This window comes from Exiguobacterium sp. s152 (assembly GCF_018618335.1).
GTDB lineage: Bacteria > Bacillota > Bacilli > Exiguobacteriales > Exiguobacteriaceae > Exiguobacterium > Exiguobacterium chiriqhucha.
Genome location: NZ_JACSLX010000004.1, coordinates 94,660 through 110,778, shown reverse-complemented (window position 1 = coordinate 110,778; position 16,119 = coordinate 94,660). Strand labels below are relative to the sequence as shown.

The window sequence follows — 16,119 nt, the reverse complement described above, 5'->3', positions numbered from 1 at the left end:
GAGGGCTTAGTCTGTTTTACCCGAATCGATATTCCGGGCTCGCTCGATCAAGCGAGCGATAATGTCGTGTTTTAAGGCAGGCGGGGCGACGCCGACGTTGAAGTGCTCGGACATCATCATGCCTTCGAGTGCATAACGGATAATCATCGTCTCAACGGGGTCGCTCGTCTGTTGAAACTGAGCGAAGAACGTGTCGAGGTCGTGCTTCCATCGTTCCGCGTACTCTTGGTCGACCGCGAACAACGTCAAGAAAGCGATCATTTTCTCGGCGTCGATGTGGATCGGTGAACGCTCCGGATGGAGTTTTGTCTCGTCAAACAGGCGGACGAACGCTTCGACAGGACCGTTGCCGTCCGCTTGAAGCGACTCGTACAAATCGTTTTGTTCGGTTTGGAGCCGTTCGACGATGGCGGTCAGCAGCGCTTCTTTGGATGGATAATGATACAGGAGACCACCTTTCGAGACGCCAGCTGTCTTGGCGACTTCATCTAATGTAAGATGATGCACACCATGCTCCATGATGATATCCGTCGCGGCATCCAACAATTTTTGTTTCGTGATCATTGATCGGTTTGTCATGTCATGCCTCCTTTCTGTACCGACCAGACGGTTTGTTCTCTTTCACTATAGGGGGCTAGTCATTTTGAAGTCAAGAAATGATGATGTTAAAACTGTTAAGTTATGTACCTATAACTGCAGTAAACGATTTCAAAAAAGGTTGACGTGAGAATGATTATCAGTGATGATATTAACTGAGAGTAATTATCATTACCAATAATAGATATGAATAAGTGGGGGATTATGAAATGAACAAAAAGTACATGGCACTCGGCCTTTCGGCTGCGCTCACGACATCACTTCTTGCGGCTTGCGCCAGCACAGAAGAAACGACGACTTCAAGCGACAACGAGACAGCAGAAGAGTCAAAAGTCGTCAACGTTTACTCGAGCCGTCACTATGATGTAGATAAAGAGCTTTACAAGCAGTTCGAAGAAGAGACAGGCGTGAAAGTTAATGTCGTTGAAGGGAAGAGCGATGAGTTGCTCGAGCGTTTGAACACAGAAGGCGACAATACAGAAGCCGATCTCTTCATCACAGCGGATGCAGGGAACTTGTATCAAGCGAAAGAAGCGGGACACCTGCAAGCGGTCGATAGCGACGTGCTTGAGTCGAACGTTCCGGAGAAATACCGTGACACGGACAACGAATGGTTCGGTCTCACGAAACGGGCGCGTGTCATCGTCTACGCGAAAGACCGCGTGAAACCAGAAGACTTGTCAACGTATGAAGCACTCACGGAAGAGCAGTGGAACGGCAAAGTACTCGTTCGTCCGTCTGAGAACATGTACAACATCTCGCTCCTCGCCTCATTCATTGAAGTGAACGGTGTCGACCAGGCAAAAGAGTGGGCGAAAGGCATGGTCAACAACTTTGCACGCGACCCACAAGGGAACGACCGTGACCAAGCGAAAGCAGTCGTGGCCGGTGAAGGTGATGTCGCCATTATGAACACCTACTACATGGGTCTCATGTTGAATTCGGAAGATGCGGAAGAGAAGAAAGTCGCTGAACAACTTGGCGTCTTCTTCCCGAACCAAGATACGACGGGGACACACGTGAACATCTCAGGAATCGCGATGACGAAAGCCTCGAAGAACTCGGAGAACGCGAAGAAGCTCATGGAGTTCATGTCTGATCCGTCGGCACAAGAGCAGTTCGCGAGCGTAAACTACGAGTATCCAGTAAATGAATCGGTTGAACCGAACGAACTCCTTAAATCATGGGGTGAGTTCAAAGAGCAGGACATCAACTTGTCTGTCCTCGGTGAAAACCAGCAAGAAGCCATCCGCGTCTTCAACGAAGCGGGCTGGAAATAAGAAGACTTCGGCTTGAACAGACGTTCAGGCCGAAGATTTTTGCGTTTCTCGACACGCTAGCGGTACAACGAGAGCGTTGAACCTGATATGATGGGACAGGAAGTGACTGAACGAGAGAAGAACGGGAGTTGTACGACATGAACTGGTACGCGCTGAAACGACAACTGAATGGATGGGCCATCCTCAGCTTTATCGCGCTCTTGTTCATCGTCCTGCCAGGCGTCGTCGTCTTGGTCGAACTATTCGCACCGGTCAATGACAACTGGCAACACATCCGCGAGTATTTGTTGCCGACTTACGTACGCAATACCCTGTTCATCATGCTTGCGACCGGCCTGCTGACGACGATTATCGGGACGAGCTTAGCTTGGTTCGTCACGGTATACGACTTCCCGTTCCGTAAGTTCTTCAAATGGGCGCTCATCTTACCGCTCGCCATCCCGCCTTATATCGGGGGATACACGTATCACGGGATTTTGAACTATACGGGCGTCATCCAGACGACGCTACGCAATGAGTTCGGCATCACCGTCGACCAGACGTATTTCAACATCATGACGATTCAAGGAACGGTGTTCATCTTCACGCTGTTCTTGTATCCATACATTTACACGATCACGCGGGCTTTCTTGCACAACCAATCGTCCTCGATGATTGAGAACGCCCGCATCCTCGGCCGCGGCTCATGGGATATCTTCTTCACCGTCGTCATCCCGATTTCGCGTGTCGCCATCATCGGCGGGGTCAGCCTCGTGTTGATGGAAGTATTGAACGACTATGGGGTCGTCAAATACTTCGGGATTCAAACGTTCAGTACGGCCATCTTCAGTACGTGGTTCGGGATGAAAGATACGTCCTCGGCGCTGAAACTCGCCGGGACGCTCATGATTCTCGTCATCGCCATCTTGACGATGGAACGGCTCGTCCGAGGTCGGAAGCAGTTCAGCTATGCGACGACGAAAGTGAAGCCGCTCAAACCGAGACAATTGAACGGGTGGCACCGCTACGCCGTATTCGGCTATGTAGCGACCATCTTCGCCGTCGCGTTCCTCATCCCGTTCGTGCAGCTCGTCGCTTGGACGGTATTGACGTTCGAACAAGTGTTCACGGCCGAGTTTTTCCGCCTCGTCTGGAACACGGTGAGCGTGGCGTTCATCGCGACCGTAATCATTCTCGTGTTCGCGCTCATCATCGCGAACTACACGCGCCTGTTCCCGTCGAACATGACACGCGTCATCTCGAAAGTGACGACGCTCGGCTATTCGATTCCGGGAGCGGCCATCGCCATCGCCGTCATCACGTTGTTCTTGCTGCTTGACGAGTGGGTGCTGAACGTGGCGCTCGCGCTCGATTTGGGGCAGACGTTCGTGTTTAGGACGACGCTCATCATGCTCATTTTCGCCTACGTCATCCGCTTCCTCGCCATCGGCTATAACTCGATTGAGAGCGGATTTGAGAAAGTCGGGAAGTCGTTCACGGAAGCGTCGCGCATGCTCGGGTGGGGGACGGTACAGACGTTCTTCCGGGTCGATATCCCGATGATTAAAGGGGCGATCATGAGCGCGTTCATTCTCGTCTTTATCGATATTATGAAAGAATTGCCGCTGACGCTGTTTTTACAGCCATTCAATTTTTCGACGCTCGCCACGCAGGCGTTCAAATATGTCAGTGACGAGAAGATTCATGAGGCCGCGCTCGCCTCGATCGTCATCGTGCTCATGAGCGGACTGTTGATCTTTGTGTTCCATAAGGTGCTTGATAAGGAGGCCGACTAATGTTTGTTCAAATCAACGATTTACACTTCAGCTATAAAGGTGCGCAAGCTGAGACGATTAAAGGATTCTCCATCTCGATCACGAAAGGTGAAATCGTATCGCTTCTCGGCGACAGCGGTTCTGGGAAGAGTACGATTTTACGCCTCATCGCGGGGCTCGAGATGCCGAACCAAGGCGTCGTCGTCGTCAACGACTGTGTCTGTTGCGACGACTGCCAGTTCATGCCGCCTGAACAGCGTGGTGTCGGGATGGTGTTCCAAGACTATGCGCTCTTCCCGCATATGACTGTTGAGAAGAACATCCGTTTCGGTCTGCATAAATTGAGCCGGAAGGAGCGGAACGAGCGCGTCGAAGAGATGCTGGCGCTCGTGAACTTGTCCGAGTTCCGTCATCGCTATCCATACGAGCTCAGTGGTGGTCAGCAACAGCGTGTCGCGCTCGCGCGTGCGCTCGCACCGAAACCGTCGCTCCTCATCTTGGATGAGCCGTTCAGCAACTTGGACACGTCGCTCCAACATCGCATTCGGGACGATTTGCGCCGCCTCCTCAAACAGACGGGGACGACGACTATCTTCGTCACGCACGATGAAGAGGACGCGGAGGCGCTCGCCGACCGTATCGTCTATCTTGGCGAAGGCAAAATCAAAAAACAGGTCATGACGGAGAACAATAAGACGTTCAACCCGCAGATTCCGTGTTTCGTGTAAAACGTAAGAACCCGCAGACATAAATCGTCTGCGGGTTCTTTTGTGGTTATTTCGTCTCTTGAGAAGGACTCGACTCATTTCCGAGCTGGTCGATGGCAGTTACATAATACGCTGCCTGCTCGTTCGTGACCTCGATGCTCTTCCGGGCGTGCGACGCGATACTCTCAATACGAGTCGCTTTTCCGTCGACGACTTCATAGACGCGATAGCCGATGACGGTGTCGTCACGGACGGCGTGCCACGTCAATAAGTTCCCGCGGAGTTCGACGCTCGTCGGTGCATCAAGTTCGACTTCGGTATTGATCTTGGTATCGACAAGTTCGGTATAGACGACGAAACGCTCGTCGTAACCGCCGTCACCGAACGTACCGGAACACGTGATCAAGTTCAAATGTCGACTCGACGTGGCCCCGAAAATATTTTCGATCGGTGCGTTTTTCGTATCGTAACTCTCTGTTTTTGTGACACGAAACGTCAACGTGTTGCCATTCTCATCAATAATTGTCACGTCATCGCCTGTCTTCAGTTGATCGAGCTCATAGAAGACGGCGGGGCCGGTCTTACTGTCCACATGTCCGGCGATGACGGCATTCCCTTTACTGCCTGGCTTGACGCCGGGCTCGAACCAACCGACTTGGTTCTCGTCTTTTGGGACGCCCATCTGGCCGTTGTCGAGTACGCCGACCTGTTCGATTGCGGTGTCGACCTTGATTTTAGGAATTTGAAGTTGGACGGGTGTCGCGGCCTTGGCACTTTCCTCTTCCTCGGCTAATCGAAGCTTCTTCACCTCTTCCTGTAGAAGTGAGAATTCAGCCGATAAATCTGGGCTCTCCTCTATTTGTTTTTCTTCTACAGGTGGTGACGACGATTCTTGGGCGCTCGTCCACGTCCAGAAGCCAAAACAAAAGAGAGAGAGCGCCAGAAACAAATGGCGCTTGTTCATGGGGCTCCCTCCTTATTGAATTATTGTTCAGACACTTTACGGTTGCGAAGCGTTACGAAGGCGAGCAAGATTCCGCCAAGTACAGCAAGGCCAGCGTAGAGCGTGTTCATTGATTGTTCTTGTGCACCACCGAGACCTGTTTCAGGCATCTCTTCAGGCATTGTTGTTTCAGCGAACTTGTCAGGCATTTGTGTCACGATCGCGTTACCGAGTGTCTCACCAACACCGAACATGAACGCGTATCCTTCACGGAATGACATCCAAGCGGCATCCGCATCACCAGCTACATACTGATCGAACGTTTGAAGCACGAGGGCCTCATGTTGTTTGATGGCTTCTTGGCCAGCTTCTTGTGGCAAGTTACCTTCTGTCGCTGCATCGAGGAATGTGCTGAAATCGACAGCGAACTGGTCGAGCTTCATACGTGCTTCTTCAATTTTAGCTTCATCGCCTTCGAGTGTAGCGGCAACGATGTCACCTTGGGCTGTGATGTGGTTCCCGTTCCATACTTTTTCGAATTGGGCTGCACCTTCGTCACCGTAGACTGAACCGATGGCTGCTTTGAAATCGAGTGTGTTCTGATCTTCAGCCCAGCTCACGTAGTCAAAGTCTTCTGCTTGATCGTAGCCTTTTTGCATGCCGATTGCTGCGAGTGCGAAGTGTTCACCAGCAAGGCTGTTCAATGTTGAACGAAGCTCGACGGCCGGTGTGTCAGCAGCAGTTTCAAACTTGTCAGGCATCTGTGTGACGATTGCGCCTGAAAGGGCTTTACTGATGTCGAACATGAGCTTGTACCCTTCACGGTACGTCATATATGCCGACTCGTAATCACCTGCGACATAGTTGTCGAATACTGAGAGAACTTGGTCTTCGTGAAGCTCAAGTACGTCAGCTGCAGCGTCTTTTGGTAAGTTACCTTCTGTTGCTGCATCAAGGAATGTTGAGAACTCTTCTACGAATTCATCGACTTCAGCTTCTGCGTCAGCGCGAAGCTCTTTGTCTTCTGATTTAGCCGCTTCAACGAAGTCAGCTGAGTAGTCGTTATGACCAGCGAAGATTTCTTCGAACTGCGCTGCGCCTTCATCTCCGTAAATTGAAGCGATGGCCGGTGTCATGTCGAGTGCGTTTTGATCGAGTGCCTTCATCGCGACTTCAGCGTCTGGTGCTCCATCATAAGCTTTCATCATCGATGTGACGGCTAAGACGTAATGCTCAGAAAGTAATTGATCGAGCGTGGCTCGTAAGTCACCTGCTGGTGTGCTAGCTGTCGGCGCGTGATCCGCTGCCTGTGCATTCAATGGTACGAGTAAGCCGAGTGCAAGTGCCGGTGCTACAATCTTGTTCATTGTTTTCTTCTTCATGGGTAATCGCTCCTTTTTTTGAGTGGTTGTCGTTGCTTACACCCATCTAACGGAGCGGTTCAAAAAATGGATCACTCTTTTTTTATTTTTTCTCGTTTTTTTGTTGAAGTGTGCGATAGACCCCTGGTGCGACGCCATATTTTCGTTTAAAGATACGATGAAAATATGGATAGGAGCGGAATCCGGACAGCTCGGCGATCCGTTCGAGAGAGTGTTGGGTATACTGCATCTGTTCTTCGGCGAGCTGGAGTCGAATCGATTGAGCATAGGCGACAATCGTCATACCGGTCACTTCTTTGAATAAGTGGACGGTCCGCGATACACTGAGCCCGACCGCGTCGGCGACGTCCACCACTTTGAAGTCGCTTGTAACGTTTCCTTCTATATAACGCATCATGCGTGACACGACAGGTGGTCGCACGTTTGCTTGCACTTCTTGGACGGAACGGTCGAGCATGAGGAGCAAGGCTTCAATCAGTGTTTCAATCAAATCCGGACTTTGTTCAGTCGTCGGGCGTCGCGCCTCTTCGGTGATATGCTGCCAGAGTGACAACAAGCGAGGGTCGATCGAGATGGACGTGATGCGGGAACGGTCGATCGCCGCCCACCATGCATCGAGTGTCGGACCATCACAGAAGAGATGATAGTCCCCGCTTGCCGGAGTGTCGACATGCAGTTCGTACTCGTCACCAGGTTTGACGAGCAACAAATCGCCAGGTCGTGCCGTATGCGTCTTCCCATTGACGACGATGCGCGCCGTGCCCTCCGTCTGCAAACGAATCAAATACGTCTCCAATCGATTGGGAAAAGGAAAAGTGTAGGTCGTTGTATGATACGAATAGCCACAAAAGCCAATTTCCATCGAATCATCCTTTCTTAATAGCAAAATCGTGCATATTCTCATCATATCATGGATAGAAATCAAGGCGACGAGCGGGTACGATGAAATCGACAGAACGTATGAGGAGGATGAAACATGAAACAATGGTGGAAAGAAGCGGTCGTCTATCAAATTTACCCGCGCAGCTTTAATGACTCGAACGGTGACGGGATTGGGGACATCCCTGGAATCACCGAGAAGATGTCGTATTTGGCGGAACTCGGAATCGATGTCATCTGGCTATCGCCGGTGTACGATTCACCGAACGACGACAACGGATACGATATCCGCGATTACCGTGCCATCATGGATGAGTTCGGAACGATGGACGATTTCGATGCGATGCTCGAAGAAGCGCATCGTCACGGCATCAAAATTATGATGGACCTCGTCGTCAACCACTCGTCAGACGAGCACCAATGGTTCATGGAGTCGCGCTCCTCAAAAGACAGCCCGTATCGGGACTATTACATTTGGAAAAAAGGCGAGAACGGTCAGCCGCCGACGAACTGGGGCGCTTTCTTCGGAGGGAGTGCGTGGCAATACGATGAGGCGAGCGACGAATACTACTTGCATCTGTTCAGCAAAAAGCAACCAGACTTGAATTGGGAGTCAGAGACGTTGCGCCGTGAAGTATACGATTTGATGACGTACTGGCTCGATAAAGGGGTCGACGGTTTCCGGATGGACGTTATCAACATGATCTCGAAAGATCCGAGCTATCCAGACGGCGAGACGCGTGGGACAGGTTATGGGGACGGCACACCGTTCTTCTTCAACGGGCCGCGCATCCATGAGTTCATGCAGGAGATGAATCGTGAGGTCTTGTCGAAATACGATACGATCACGGTCGGTGAGATGCCGGGCGTCAGCGTCGATGAGGCGAAGCTTTATACGGGAACAGACCGTGACGAGTTGAACATGGTGTTCCATTTCGAACACGTCGACGTCGGCAACGGCAGTTTCGGCAAATGGAACCCGACGGACTGGAAGTTGACGGACTTGAAGACAATCTTCTCGCGTTGGCAGGAAGGTCTTGAGGAAGATGGCTGGAACAGTCTCTATTGGAGCAACCATGATCAACCGCGAGCCATCTCGCGGTTCGGGAACGACTCGGACGAATACCGTGTCGTCTCCGGTAAGATGCTGGCGACGCTCCTGCACATGTTGAAAGGGACGCCTTACATCTATCAAGGTGAAGAGTTCGGGATGACGAACGTGGCGTTCGACTCGATTGATGAGTACCGCGATATCGAGACGCTCAACGCGTATCGGGATTACACGACGAACGGACTGTTGACGCATGATGAGATTTTCCGCGGCATTCACGCACGTGGGCGCGACAACTCACGGACGCCGGTCCAGTGGTCGGCCGAGGCGCAAGGCGGATTCACGTCCGGCACGCCTTGGATCGGGGTCAATCCGAACTATGTGACCGTGAACGCGGAAGCGGCACGACGCGATCCGGACTCGCTCTTCCATTACTATCGCCAATTGATTCAGCTCCGTAAACAACATCCGATTGTCGTTTACGGGAAGTATGAGTTGTTGCTGCCGGACGATGAAGCGGTATACGCCTTTACACGTACGTTCGAAGGCGAGACGTGGCTCGTGCTCTGTAACTTCTCGGACGAGACGGTGACGCGTGAGCTCCCATTCGACGTGAAAGAGCGGGTGATTGGGAACATGGAACCAATAGAGCCGTTCACGCTTCGTCCGTACGAAGCGCAAGTGTATAAAGTGTGACGAACAAAACTCGCCTCCGTGGCGAGTTTTGTTGTGTTGTTAGTAAAGATGACCCGTTTCGGGAATAGGGATAGTAGAGTCTGACCGAAAGGGGGAAACACGATGAATACGTTAATTGCTTATTCGACCCGCTACGGGACGAGTGAGAAAGTCGCCCATCTGTTGGCCGAGCGGCTAACAGGGAACGTGCACATTCAAAACGTGGTCGAACAGCCAGACGTTGATTGGGCGACAATCGATCATGTGATTGTCGGCAGCTCAATCCGGATGGGGAAAATCCAAGATGAGATGACGGCATGGCTTCATATTCATGAAGCTAAATTGTTGAAGCGTCCGCTTGGACTTTATCTATGTGCTGGGACGCCGACCGCGGCCGAACGGCAACGGGAGCTCGAGGACGCGTATCGGGAAGTGTTGCGCGTGCACGCTTATTTCGTCGAAGTCGTCGGCAACGGCTATGATTTCGAGCGGATGGGCTTTCTCGACAAAGCCATCGTCCGCATGATGGCAAAACAGACGGTGAGTTCGTTCAATTTAGACGAGACGATGCTCGATGAACTCGTCGAGGCGGCTCAAACATCGTTGCGTACGCGACCTGAGAATCCGTAAGCAAACAAGTCGTGAGCCTCGATTGGACTACTCGTGGAGATGAGCACATCTCCACTTTTTTGTTCGCCTTCGATTCGCTGGAGTGTAATATTCGTCAACTGGCCACCAATTTTCAATGCGACCGGGGCCGAGTTGCGACAGATAACGTCCTCAATCGTGACGTGGTCGGTCCGGTTATCGCCGCCGAACAGTTCAATGTCGGCCCGACTCGATGCAAATCCGCTCGTCGCAATCCGTTTCAAGCGTACGTTGCGAGATTTATACTGGACGGCGAGGGCTGGATTGGCGCGGTAGTCGTAATCCGGATTGCCGATGGCCGTGAATCCATGAATGAACACGTCCTGATACGCCGACACGACGAGACTGCGTGCCGAAGATTTCGTATACAGCTTCGAGCGGACCGGTTCCATCGACACGAGATTCGTGCCCGACAGGAAGCGGGCCGTCTTCGACTGCGGGTCATCTGCCAAGTGATGGCTGATATGACGGAAATTGAATGACCGATTGTCGTGATACGAAAAATGTCCGAATATATGAACGTCATGGGCGGCCGATGACGTCCCGTGCGCTTTCACTTCGACGCCCCCGAAACAACCTTCACTCATATTATTGACGAGCGTGACGTGGCGCGACCCATCATCAATCTCAATCCCGTTCGAGTTCGAGAAGCCATGGGCGTGGGTGCGTCCGTGTGGATGATGGCAGTAACAGTTCGTGATATAGAGGGCATCGCTATGATGGGTCGTAATGCCGTCATCTCCGTAATTCGTTGCTTCACAATGGTCGAGCCACACGTACCGGCTCCCTTTTTTGGCGCGAAGCCCGTCCCCTAAGTAATGATAATGAGGAGATGTGATATCGAAGGCATGCAGTCCCGCGTTTTTCGCCGTGACATGGTGAATCCAACCGAATTTGACGTGTGTGAACGTCAACGCGCTTGAAGCGGTATCGCCACTCGAGGTCCGGTCGACGTCACCGAGGCGCTCCACGTTCCAGTCGAGCGTCAAATGTGCGACTTCGATATGGTGGTTTCCGGCGAATGGAGTTGCATTTCGAAGCAACCGTCGATGTTTCGGAGCTCGGTCCGAGAGCTTGATGATCGTTTCCTGCTGACCGGCGCCTTCGAGCACACAGTTCGACGGGATGCGGATGCCGCGGACGACATACACGCCGGCCGGCACGTGGACGTGGCGGTTCGACCGGAGGGCGAGCCGGAAAGCGAGCGTGCAATCGGTCAAACCATCCCCGACGGCCCCGTAGTCGGTGACGTCGACATGTTGGCGTGTCGCTTGTCTCAAGTTCAAGTGCTCGGCGTCGAGCCGACGCATCCATACCGGGCGGACGATTCCATCGATCGTCTCGAGCGGCAAGGAACTTGTCACTGGGACGATGCGTTCGGTCATCGGCAGGTGGGAGAGATAGGTTTTCGCTTGATCGGGATAATTGGCTTGTCGTGTCGCCTCATGCCAATCAAGTGTTTCTTTCAATAGATCACCGAGCGCCCAGTTCGAGTGGTGGGCGATGGTGGCAGCGATATTCGAGCGATCAATGTATGCGGTCATATGGTTCATCCTCCTAGCGTTCACTACAATTGGATGTACCCGTTTTAAAAGTATTTTTAGCAAACCGAAGTATTTAGTAGACAGAAGCATTTATCCGTGGTATATTCTATATGTGCTTAATTAAGAATAGCTGGAAACATAATTCACAAAACGCTTTGGATTATTTTTCGTTTAAGATAATCCTAGAGGTTTGTGATTTTTTATTGGTCAGTTTTTTCTAGTAAGGCACTACTAGAACGCACAGCGTTTATTTCAGGAGGGTTCATTATGAACACAGGTAAAGTAAAATGGTTTAACTCAGAAAAAGGTTACGGCTTCATCGAAATGGAAGGCGGAGACGACGTATTCGTACACTTCTCAGCAATCCAAGGCGACGGCTTCAAGACACTTGAAGAAGGCCAAGCAGTAACTTTCGAAATCACTGACGGAGCTCGTGGACCACAAGCTTCTAACGTTGAAAAAATCTAATCTTCCTTTCTAAGGAATTTTATAACCTGCTCGCTTCGGCGAGCAGGTTTTTTGTTGTCCGCGTGTTTAATCACTTGTCCCAGGGGAATGAATATACGAGTGACTACCACAAGGAGGTTTTTCAGAATGGATGCAATGCAAACGGCAAGACAGATTTTAGATCATAGTAACGTGGGCACGATGGCGACGGTCTATAAAGGAAAGCCGCACAGCCGTTATATGACTTTTTTCCATGATGAGCTGACACTCTACACGGCAACATCGAAAGACACGGATAAAGTCGATGAACTGAAGAACAATCCGTATACGCATATTCTGATTGGCTATGACGGCGATGGCGTCGGGGATACGTATCTTGAGATTTTGGGGGAGACGACGGTATCCGATGACGAATCAATGAAAGAAAAAGTATGGAACGAGAAACTCGAAGGCTGGTTCGACGGTCCGGATGATCCGAAACTCGTCATCTTAAAAATCTCGCCGCAATCGATGCGTGTGATGAATAAAAAAGGGCAGCCGCCCCAAGAAGTAAATCTGTAATTCAAACAAAGACGTCCCGAGTGGGCGTCTTTTGTAATTGACCAATTTCCAAAAAGTGACTGACCTGTGACACACATATGAACGAAACGTGAACTGTTATCCTAACCTATGTGAAAAGATGAACATGGATGGTATATTGTGAATGTAATCACATATAAGACATCATTCACTCATCTAAGGAGGAATTATCATGTTCACAAAATTTTGGCAGAACCACAACGTCGCCACCGGTATTTTGACAGTCCTTCGTGTCTGGCTCGGCTATCACTGGCTCACAGCAGGTTGGGGCAAGATCACAGGCGGATTCGGTTCAGAAGGTTTCCTCAATAACGCACTGACCCTCGCAACAGGCGATCACCCAGCTGTAGCCGGTTGGTGGGCAGCATTCCTTGAAAACTTCGCCATCCCGAACGCTGCCTTGTTCGATGTGTTGATTCCATACGGTGAATTCCTAGTGGGTCTTGGACTCTTGGTTGGTGCCCTCACACGTAGCGCAGCCTTCTTCGGTCTCGTGATGAACATGGCGTTCTTGCTCTCAGGTACGGTCAGCACGAATCCAACGATGTTGATTGTCTCAGTCCTCATTCTTGTCGCAGGCTATAATGCTGGGAAACTTGGTGTCGATGGATTGTTCCTACGCAAATTCGTGGAAACAAAAGTCATGCATCGTTCACCAAATCGTCAAATAGCGTAACGACTTTATGACGTTCTCCTGTGACAAACATCACCTCTTTCGGCTACGATGGACGTAGCATCGATTGAAAAGGAGAACGAATATGAACGCGACACGTTTTAAATGGCTTGGATACACAGAGGGGATGTCTTTCTTACTCTTGTTGCTCTTCGCGATGCCGCTCAAGTACTTGGCGGGCATGCCGCTTGCCGTCAGCATCGTCGGCGCGGCCCACGGTTTCTTGTTCGTCGCTTATGTGGCGGCAGCCGTCTATATGGCATGGCGTTTCAACTGGGGCTTCAAAGTGTTGGTCCTCGCGGTTATGGCATCCGTTATCCCGTTCGGACCGTTCTTGTTAGAGAAACGAGTCCTACCATCTACAGAAAAGACATCGAATTGAGGTTCGATGTCTTTTTTGCGTTCATGCACTCTCTGCTTGCGCTGATACAGCGGCTTTTTCGGCAGTGATGTCGTGACGGATCCGATACATCGCGAACAACGTGATGGTGAGCAGGCAGAGCATGCAAATCGTATAGAGTGAAGCGACCGGCATCCATTCGCTTAATAGGCCAAACACGATGAAGCCGAACGGTGTGATGCCCATCGCGAGGGATTCGAGGACACCAATCACGCGACCGAGATAACTCGGTTCCGTGTTCGTCTGTAAATAGAGCTGGATGGGGATATTGACACGGATGATGAAGAACCCGCTTAATAAGGCGAAACCAGCGAAGAAGACGATAGCTGGTGTGACTGAGAAGTCGAAATAGAGCGGGACGGCCGGTCCGATAAAGAGGCAACTCATAATGATCAGCGCGGTTCGGGTCGTGGCTAGCCGATGTTTGATTTGAAAGACCGGCAATGCATGGGCGAGCGAGGCGACTAAAAATCCGACGGCGAACATGCTTTCTAAAAATCCGAATTGAAGCGGGCTGACGCCGATTTCTTGTAGGGCGGCAATCGGGAACAGCACTTCGGTGGCAACAAAAAAGAAATTGAGCAAGGCGGCCAAGAGGGTCAACGTCCAAAGTACGCGCTGGCGTTTCAAGTAGCGGAAGCCAGACCGGACCTCGGACCAAGTCGATTGCTCGCTGGGGACATGGTCGTACGCTTTAAAGTGGAGACGAGAGGCGACAAGAGCGGCGATCATAAATAAGAGAGACGAGCTGAAGAGAAACGCTGATACCGGAAGTAACGTGAACAGTGCCCCGGCGAGCAGCGGCGTGCCGATGCTTGAGATGGAGATGGTACTTTGAATGAGGGAATTGGCGCGTTGGAGTCCGTCTTCGTCGAACAAGAATGGAATCGAACTCGATAATGTGACGGATAAGAAAGTCGAGACGACAGAGAGCAGACATGTGATAATCAAGAAAGCAGGAACGCCGAACGTCCAGACGAGACTCGCGATGCCGGCAGCTAAAAATAATAAGGCGTTCACGGACTCCATCGTAATGATCACGCGCTTGCGATCCAGTTTGTCGGCAAACGCCCCAGCAAACGGAGATAATAAGACACGTGGCACTGTGCCGGCAAGCAAGACGAGTGCGAACTGTAGTCCCGAACCGGACGTCGTCAGAACCGTCAGTCCCGCGACGAACGTGAAGAGACTGGATGCAAACAACGACATGAATTTTCCGAGCAATAATACATACAAGTTTGATGAAGTGGTCGTCATATCGATTCTCCTTTACAGTTAAGTTCAATCTGATTTAACTTTATAGTAAACGATGACACTCGATCTGTATACAATAAGTTCAATTAAATTTAACTTTTAAGAGGTGCTCTATGATTGGACAACGGATTAAAGCGTTACGCAAAGAAAAAAAACTGACGCAAAGCCAGCTCGCTGAAGGCATCATCACGAAATCGATGCTCAGTATGATTGAGAACGGCAAAGCAGAGACGTCGATGCGCAGCCTTCGTGAAATCGCGAAACGACTCGACGTGTCGGTACAGTCATTGCTCGTCGATCCTCGCGAGGAGGACTTACAGAAAATCGTCGAGGAGATTGAATATACGCAAGGAGGTCTCCACTCATGGGAAGACGAGGCCGTTCAGAAGGCGCTCCTCCCTTACGTGGACGTTGAGATGAACTCGGTATGGCAAGGGAAGGCGTACACGTTACTCGCGGACAGTGTATTTTATAGTGGGAATCAACAACAACTGTTGGAGTGGTATGATCGGGCAATCGCGGTGTTTGAGCGGCTCGAGGAGAAAGAAGAACTGATTATGGCCCGCATCAGCCAAGCGTTTTATCTGCTCATGTGGAATCGATTTGATGAAGCGATTGAGCGTATCGATACGATTGAGTTGATTGATTCGAGAAGGATAAAGACGAAGACGCGCGTCGAATTCAGCATGTTGATGGTGTTCCGTAATATGTTGTATGACGATGATTTACCAGGCGCGATTCGTCGTCTCGAAGATACGCTTGATTACATGAAACGAACGAAAATGTACTATCGGGTCGACGATGTATATCGAACGATTGCCATTTGTGCCCTTTATTTAAAAGATGAAGCAACGATTGTCGATGCGCTACAAAAAGCGAAACAATACACGAGCTTCACGGACGACGTGACGATGAAAATACGCCTGGCGATGACAGAAGCGCTCTATGCGATTGAATATCGGAAGACGGATCTTCTACAGCAACAGATTGCTGTCATGGATCAGTTGCTAGAAGGAAATACAGAATTCATCGCAGCGTTCGAGATGAGTAAAGGCGTCTATTTCGCGTTGACTGGTGAGATAGAGGCAGCCCGGAAATCGTTTTTGAAACTGTTGGAGCATCATGATCAATGGGCGAAGCATGGGTTTGTCGATCAAGCCATTTACTTCGAAGGGCTGTTAATTGGAACGAGTCACGGGTGTGGGGATGAATGGGTACCGTTGATTGAACGAGAAGTGGGCTTGTTCCCAGAAGGTCGTTTCCGCAGCCATCTGATGTCGCTCATTAAAAAAATCAAGGGCTGATT

The 16,119-nt window shown here is 50.8% G+C and carries 16 protein-coding genes; 10 read left to right on the top strand and 6 right to left on the bottom strand.

Annotated elements, in window-relative coordinates:
• Nucleotides 1–6 precede the first annotated feature (6 nt).
• Nucleotides 7–579, bottom strand: coding sequence for a TetR/AcrR family transcriptional regulator (locus tag KNP72_RS08995; RefSeq protein ID WP_214718539.1), 573 nt, complete (start codon nt 577–579; stop codon nt 7–9).
• Between the two features lie 227 nt (nt 580–806).
• On the opposite strand from KNP72_RS08995, the gene KNP72_RS08990 reads away from it, so the two are divergent.
• From KNP72_RS08990 to KNP72_RS08980, 3 genes are all read left to right on the top strand, one after another.
• Nucleotides 807–1,877 carry a Fe(3+) ABC transporter substrate-binding protein gene (locus KNP72_RS08990; RefSeq protein WP_214830489.1) on the top strand — a complete coding sequence of 357 codons (1,071 nt, stop codon included), beginning with the start codon at nt 807–809 and terminating at the stop codon, nt 1,875–1,877.
• Between the two features lie 137 nt (nt 1,878–2,014).
• Nucleotides 2,015–3,652 (top strand): ABC transporter permease, encoded by a 1,638-nt coding sequence (locus KNP72_RS08985; protein ID WP_138860112.1) that lies wholly within the window; start codon nt 2,015–2,017, stop codon nt 3,650–3,652.
• The gene (locus tag KNP72_RS08980; RefSeq protein ID WP_214718533.1) at nt 3,652–4,359 is read left to right on the top strand and encodes an ABC transporter ATP-binding protein; all 708 of its coding nucleotides are present in this window, start codon (nt 3,652–3,654) and stop codon (nt 4,357–4,359) included. The genes KNP72_RS08985 and KNP72_RS08980 overlap by 1 nt, the downstream gene beginning before the upstream one ends.
• Before the next feature lie 46 nt (nt 4,360–4,405).
• On the opposite strand, the gene KNP72_RS08975 is transcribed toward KNP72_RS08980, so the two are convergent.
• The 3 genes from KNP72_RS08975 to KNP72_RS08965 all read right to left on the bottom strand — a co-directional run bounded on the left by KNP72_RS08975 (nt 4,406) and on the right by KNP72_RS08965 (nt 7,525).
• Entirely contained in the window at nt 4,406–5,302 is an 897-nt protein-coding gene (locus tag KNP72_RS08975; protein WP_214718531.1) for a class F sortase, read from the bottom strand.
• 20 nt (nt 5,303–5,322) lie between these two features.
• Entirely contained in the window at nt 5,323–6,663 is a 1,341-nt protein-coding gene (locus KNP72_RS08970; protein WP_021068050.1) for a globin family protein, read from the bottom strand.
• An 82-nt stretch (nt 6,664–6,745) separates the two neighbouring features.
• A complete protein-coding gene (locus KNP72_RS08965) occupies nt 6,746–7,525 on the bottom strand; it encodes a helix-turn-helix domain-containing protein (protein WP_214832934.1) in 780 nt (259 codons plus the stop codon).
• 114 nt (nt 7,526–7,639) lie between these two features.
• On the opposite strand from KNP72_RS08965, the gene KNP72_RS08960 reads away from it, so the two are divergent.
• Nucleotides 7,640–9,289 (top strand): glycoside hydrolase family 13 protein, encoded by a 1,650-nt coding sequence (locus tag KNP72_RS08960; RefSeq protein ID WP_214832932.1) that lies wholly within the window; start codon nt 7,640–7,642, stop codon nt 9,287–9,289.
• 102 nt (nt 9,290–9,391) lie between these two features.
• The gene (locus KNP72_RS08955; RefSeq protein WP_214832930.1) at nt 9,392–9,898 is read left to right on the top strand and encodes a flavodoxin domain-containing protein; all 507 of its coding nucleotides are present in this window, start codon (nt 9,392–9,394) and stop codon (nt 9,896–9,898) included.
• Here KNP72_RS08955 and KNP72_RS08950 read toward each other — a convergent pair.
• Nucleotides 9,862–11,460, bottom strand: a complete 1,599-nt coding sequence (locus KNP72_RS08950) for a glycoside hydrolase family 55 protein (protein WP_214718522.1) — start codon at nt 11,458–11,460, stop codon at nt 9,862–9,864. The genes KNP72_RS08955 and KNP72_RS08950 overlap by 37 nt on opposite strands.
• A 267-nt stretch (nt 11,461–11,727) precedes the next feature.
• Here KNP72_RS08950 and KNP72_RS08945 point away from each other — a divergent pair, with 267 nt between their 5' ends.
• The 4 genes from KNP72_RS08945 to KNP72_RS08930 all read left to right on the top strand — a co-directional run bounded on the left by KNP72_RS08945 (nt 11,728) and on the right by KNP72_RS08930 (nt 13,541).
• Entirely contained in the window at nt 11,728–11,928 is a 201-nt protein-coding gene (locus KNP72_RS08945; protein WP_016507985.1) for a cold-shock protein, read from the top strand.
• A 126-nt stretch (nt 11,929–12,054) separates the two neighbouring features.
• Nucleotides 12,055–12,468, top strand: a complete 414-nt coding sequence (locus KNP72_RS08940; RefSeq protein WP_021068055.1) for a pyridoxamine 5'-phosphate oxidase family protein — start codon at nt 12,055–12,057, stop codon at nt 12,466–12,468.
• Between the two features lie 190 nt (nt 12,469–12,658).
• Complete coding sequence (locus tag KNP72_RS08935; protein ID WP_021068056.1) at nt 12,659–13,162, top strand: DoxX family protein; 504 nt, start codon at nt 12,659–12,661, stop codon at nt 13,160–13,162.
• Between the two features lie 82 nt (nt 13,163–13,244).
• Entirely contained in the window at nt 13,245–13,541 is a 297-nt protein-coding gene (locus tag KNP72_RS08930) for a DUF3817 domain-containing protein (protein WP_214718520.1), read from the top strand.
• 21 nt (nt 13,542–13,562) lie between these two features.
• On the opposite strand, the gene KNP72_RS08925 is transcribed toward KNP72_RS08930, so the two are convergent.
• On the bottom strand, nt 13,563–14,816 hold the full coding sequence (locus KNP72_RS08925; RefSeq protein WP_214715122.1) for an MFS transporter: 1,254 nt from the start codon (nt 14,814–14,816) through the stop codon (nt 13,563–13,565).
• Between the two features lie 110 nt (nt 14,817–14,926).
• Here KNP72_RS08925 and KNP72_RS08920 point away from each other — a divergent pair, with 110 nt between their 5' ends.
• Nucleotides 14,927–16,117, top strand: a complete 1,191-nt coding sequence (locus tag KNP72_RS08920) for a helix-turn-helix domain-containing protein (protein ID WP_214832928.1) — start codon at nt 14,927–14,929, stop codon at nt 16,115–16,117.
• Nucleotides 16,118–16,119 lie beyond the last annotated feature (2 nt).

Coding starts and splice junctions, on each gene's coding strand:
- KNP72_RS08965 (WP_214832934.1), bottom strand. CDS start 7,525: ATGGAAATTGGCTTTTGTGGCTATTCGTATCATACAACGACCTACACT.
- KNP72_RS08975 (WP_214718531.1), bottom strand. CDS start 5,302: ATGAACAAGCGCCATTTGTTTCTGGCGCTCTCTCTCTTTTGTTTTGGC.
- KNP72_RS08955 (WP_214832930.1), top strand. CDS start 9,392: ATGAATACGTTAATTGCTTATTCGACCCGCTACGGGACGAGTGAGAAA.
- KNP72_RS08950 (WP_214718522.1), bottom strand. CDS start 11,460: ATGACCGCATACATTGATCGCTCGAATATCGCTGCCACCATCGCCCAC.
- KNP72_RS08995 (WP_214718539.1), bottom strand. CDS start 579: ATGACAAACCGATCAATGATCACGAAACAAAAATTGTTGGATGCCGCG.
- KNP72_RS08940 (WP_021068055.1), top strand. CDS start 12,055: ATGGATGCAATGCAAACGGCAAGACAGATTTTAGATCATAGTAACGTG.
- KNP72_RS08980 (WP_214718533.1), top strand. CDS start 3,652: ATGTTTGTTCAAATCAACGATTTACACTTCAGCTATAAAGGTGCGCAA.
- KNP72_RS08990 (WP_214830489.1), top strand. CDS start 807: ATGAACAAAAAGTACATGGCACTCGGCCTTTCGGCTGCGCTCACGACA.
- KNP72_RS08970 (WP_021068050.1), bottom strand. CDS start 6,663: ATGAAGAAGAAAACAATGAACAAGATTGTAGCACCGGCACTTGCACTC.
- KNP72_RS08935 (WP_021068056.1), top strand. CDS start 12,659: ATGTTCACAAAATTTTGGCAGAACCACAACGTCGCCACCGGTATTTTG.
- KNP72_RS08985 (WP_138860112.1), top strand. CDS start 2,015: ATGAACTGGTACGCGCTGAAACGACAACTGAATGGATGGGCCATCCTC.
- KNP72_RS08960 (WP_214832932.1), top strand. CDS start 7,640: ATGAAACAATGGTGGAAAGAAGCGGTCGTCTATCAAATTTACCCGCGC.
- KNP72_RS08925 (WP_214715122.1), bottom strand. CDS start 14,816: ATGACGACCACTTCATCAAACTTGTATGTATTATTGCTCGGAAAATTC.
- KNP72_RS08920 (WP_214832928.1), top strand. CDS start 14,927: ATGATTGGACAACGGATTAAAGCGTTACGCAAAGAAAAAAAACTGACG.
- KNP72_RS08945 (WP_016507985.1), top strand. CDS start 11,728: ATGAACACAGGTAAAGTAAAATGGTTTAACTCAGAAAAAGGTTACGGC.
- KNP72_RS08930 (WP_214718520.1), top strand. CDS start 13,245: ATGAACGCGACACGTTTTAAATGGCTTGGATACACAGAGGGGATGTCT.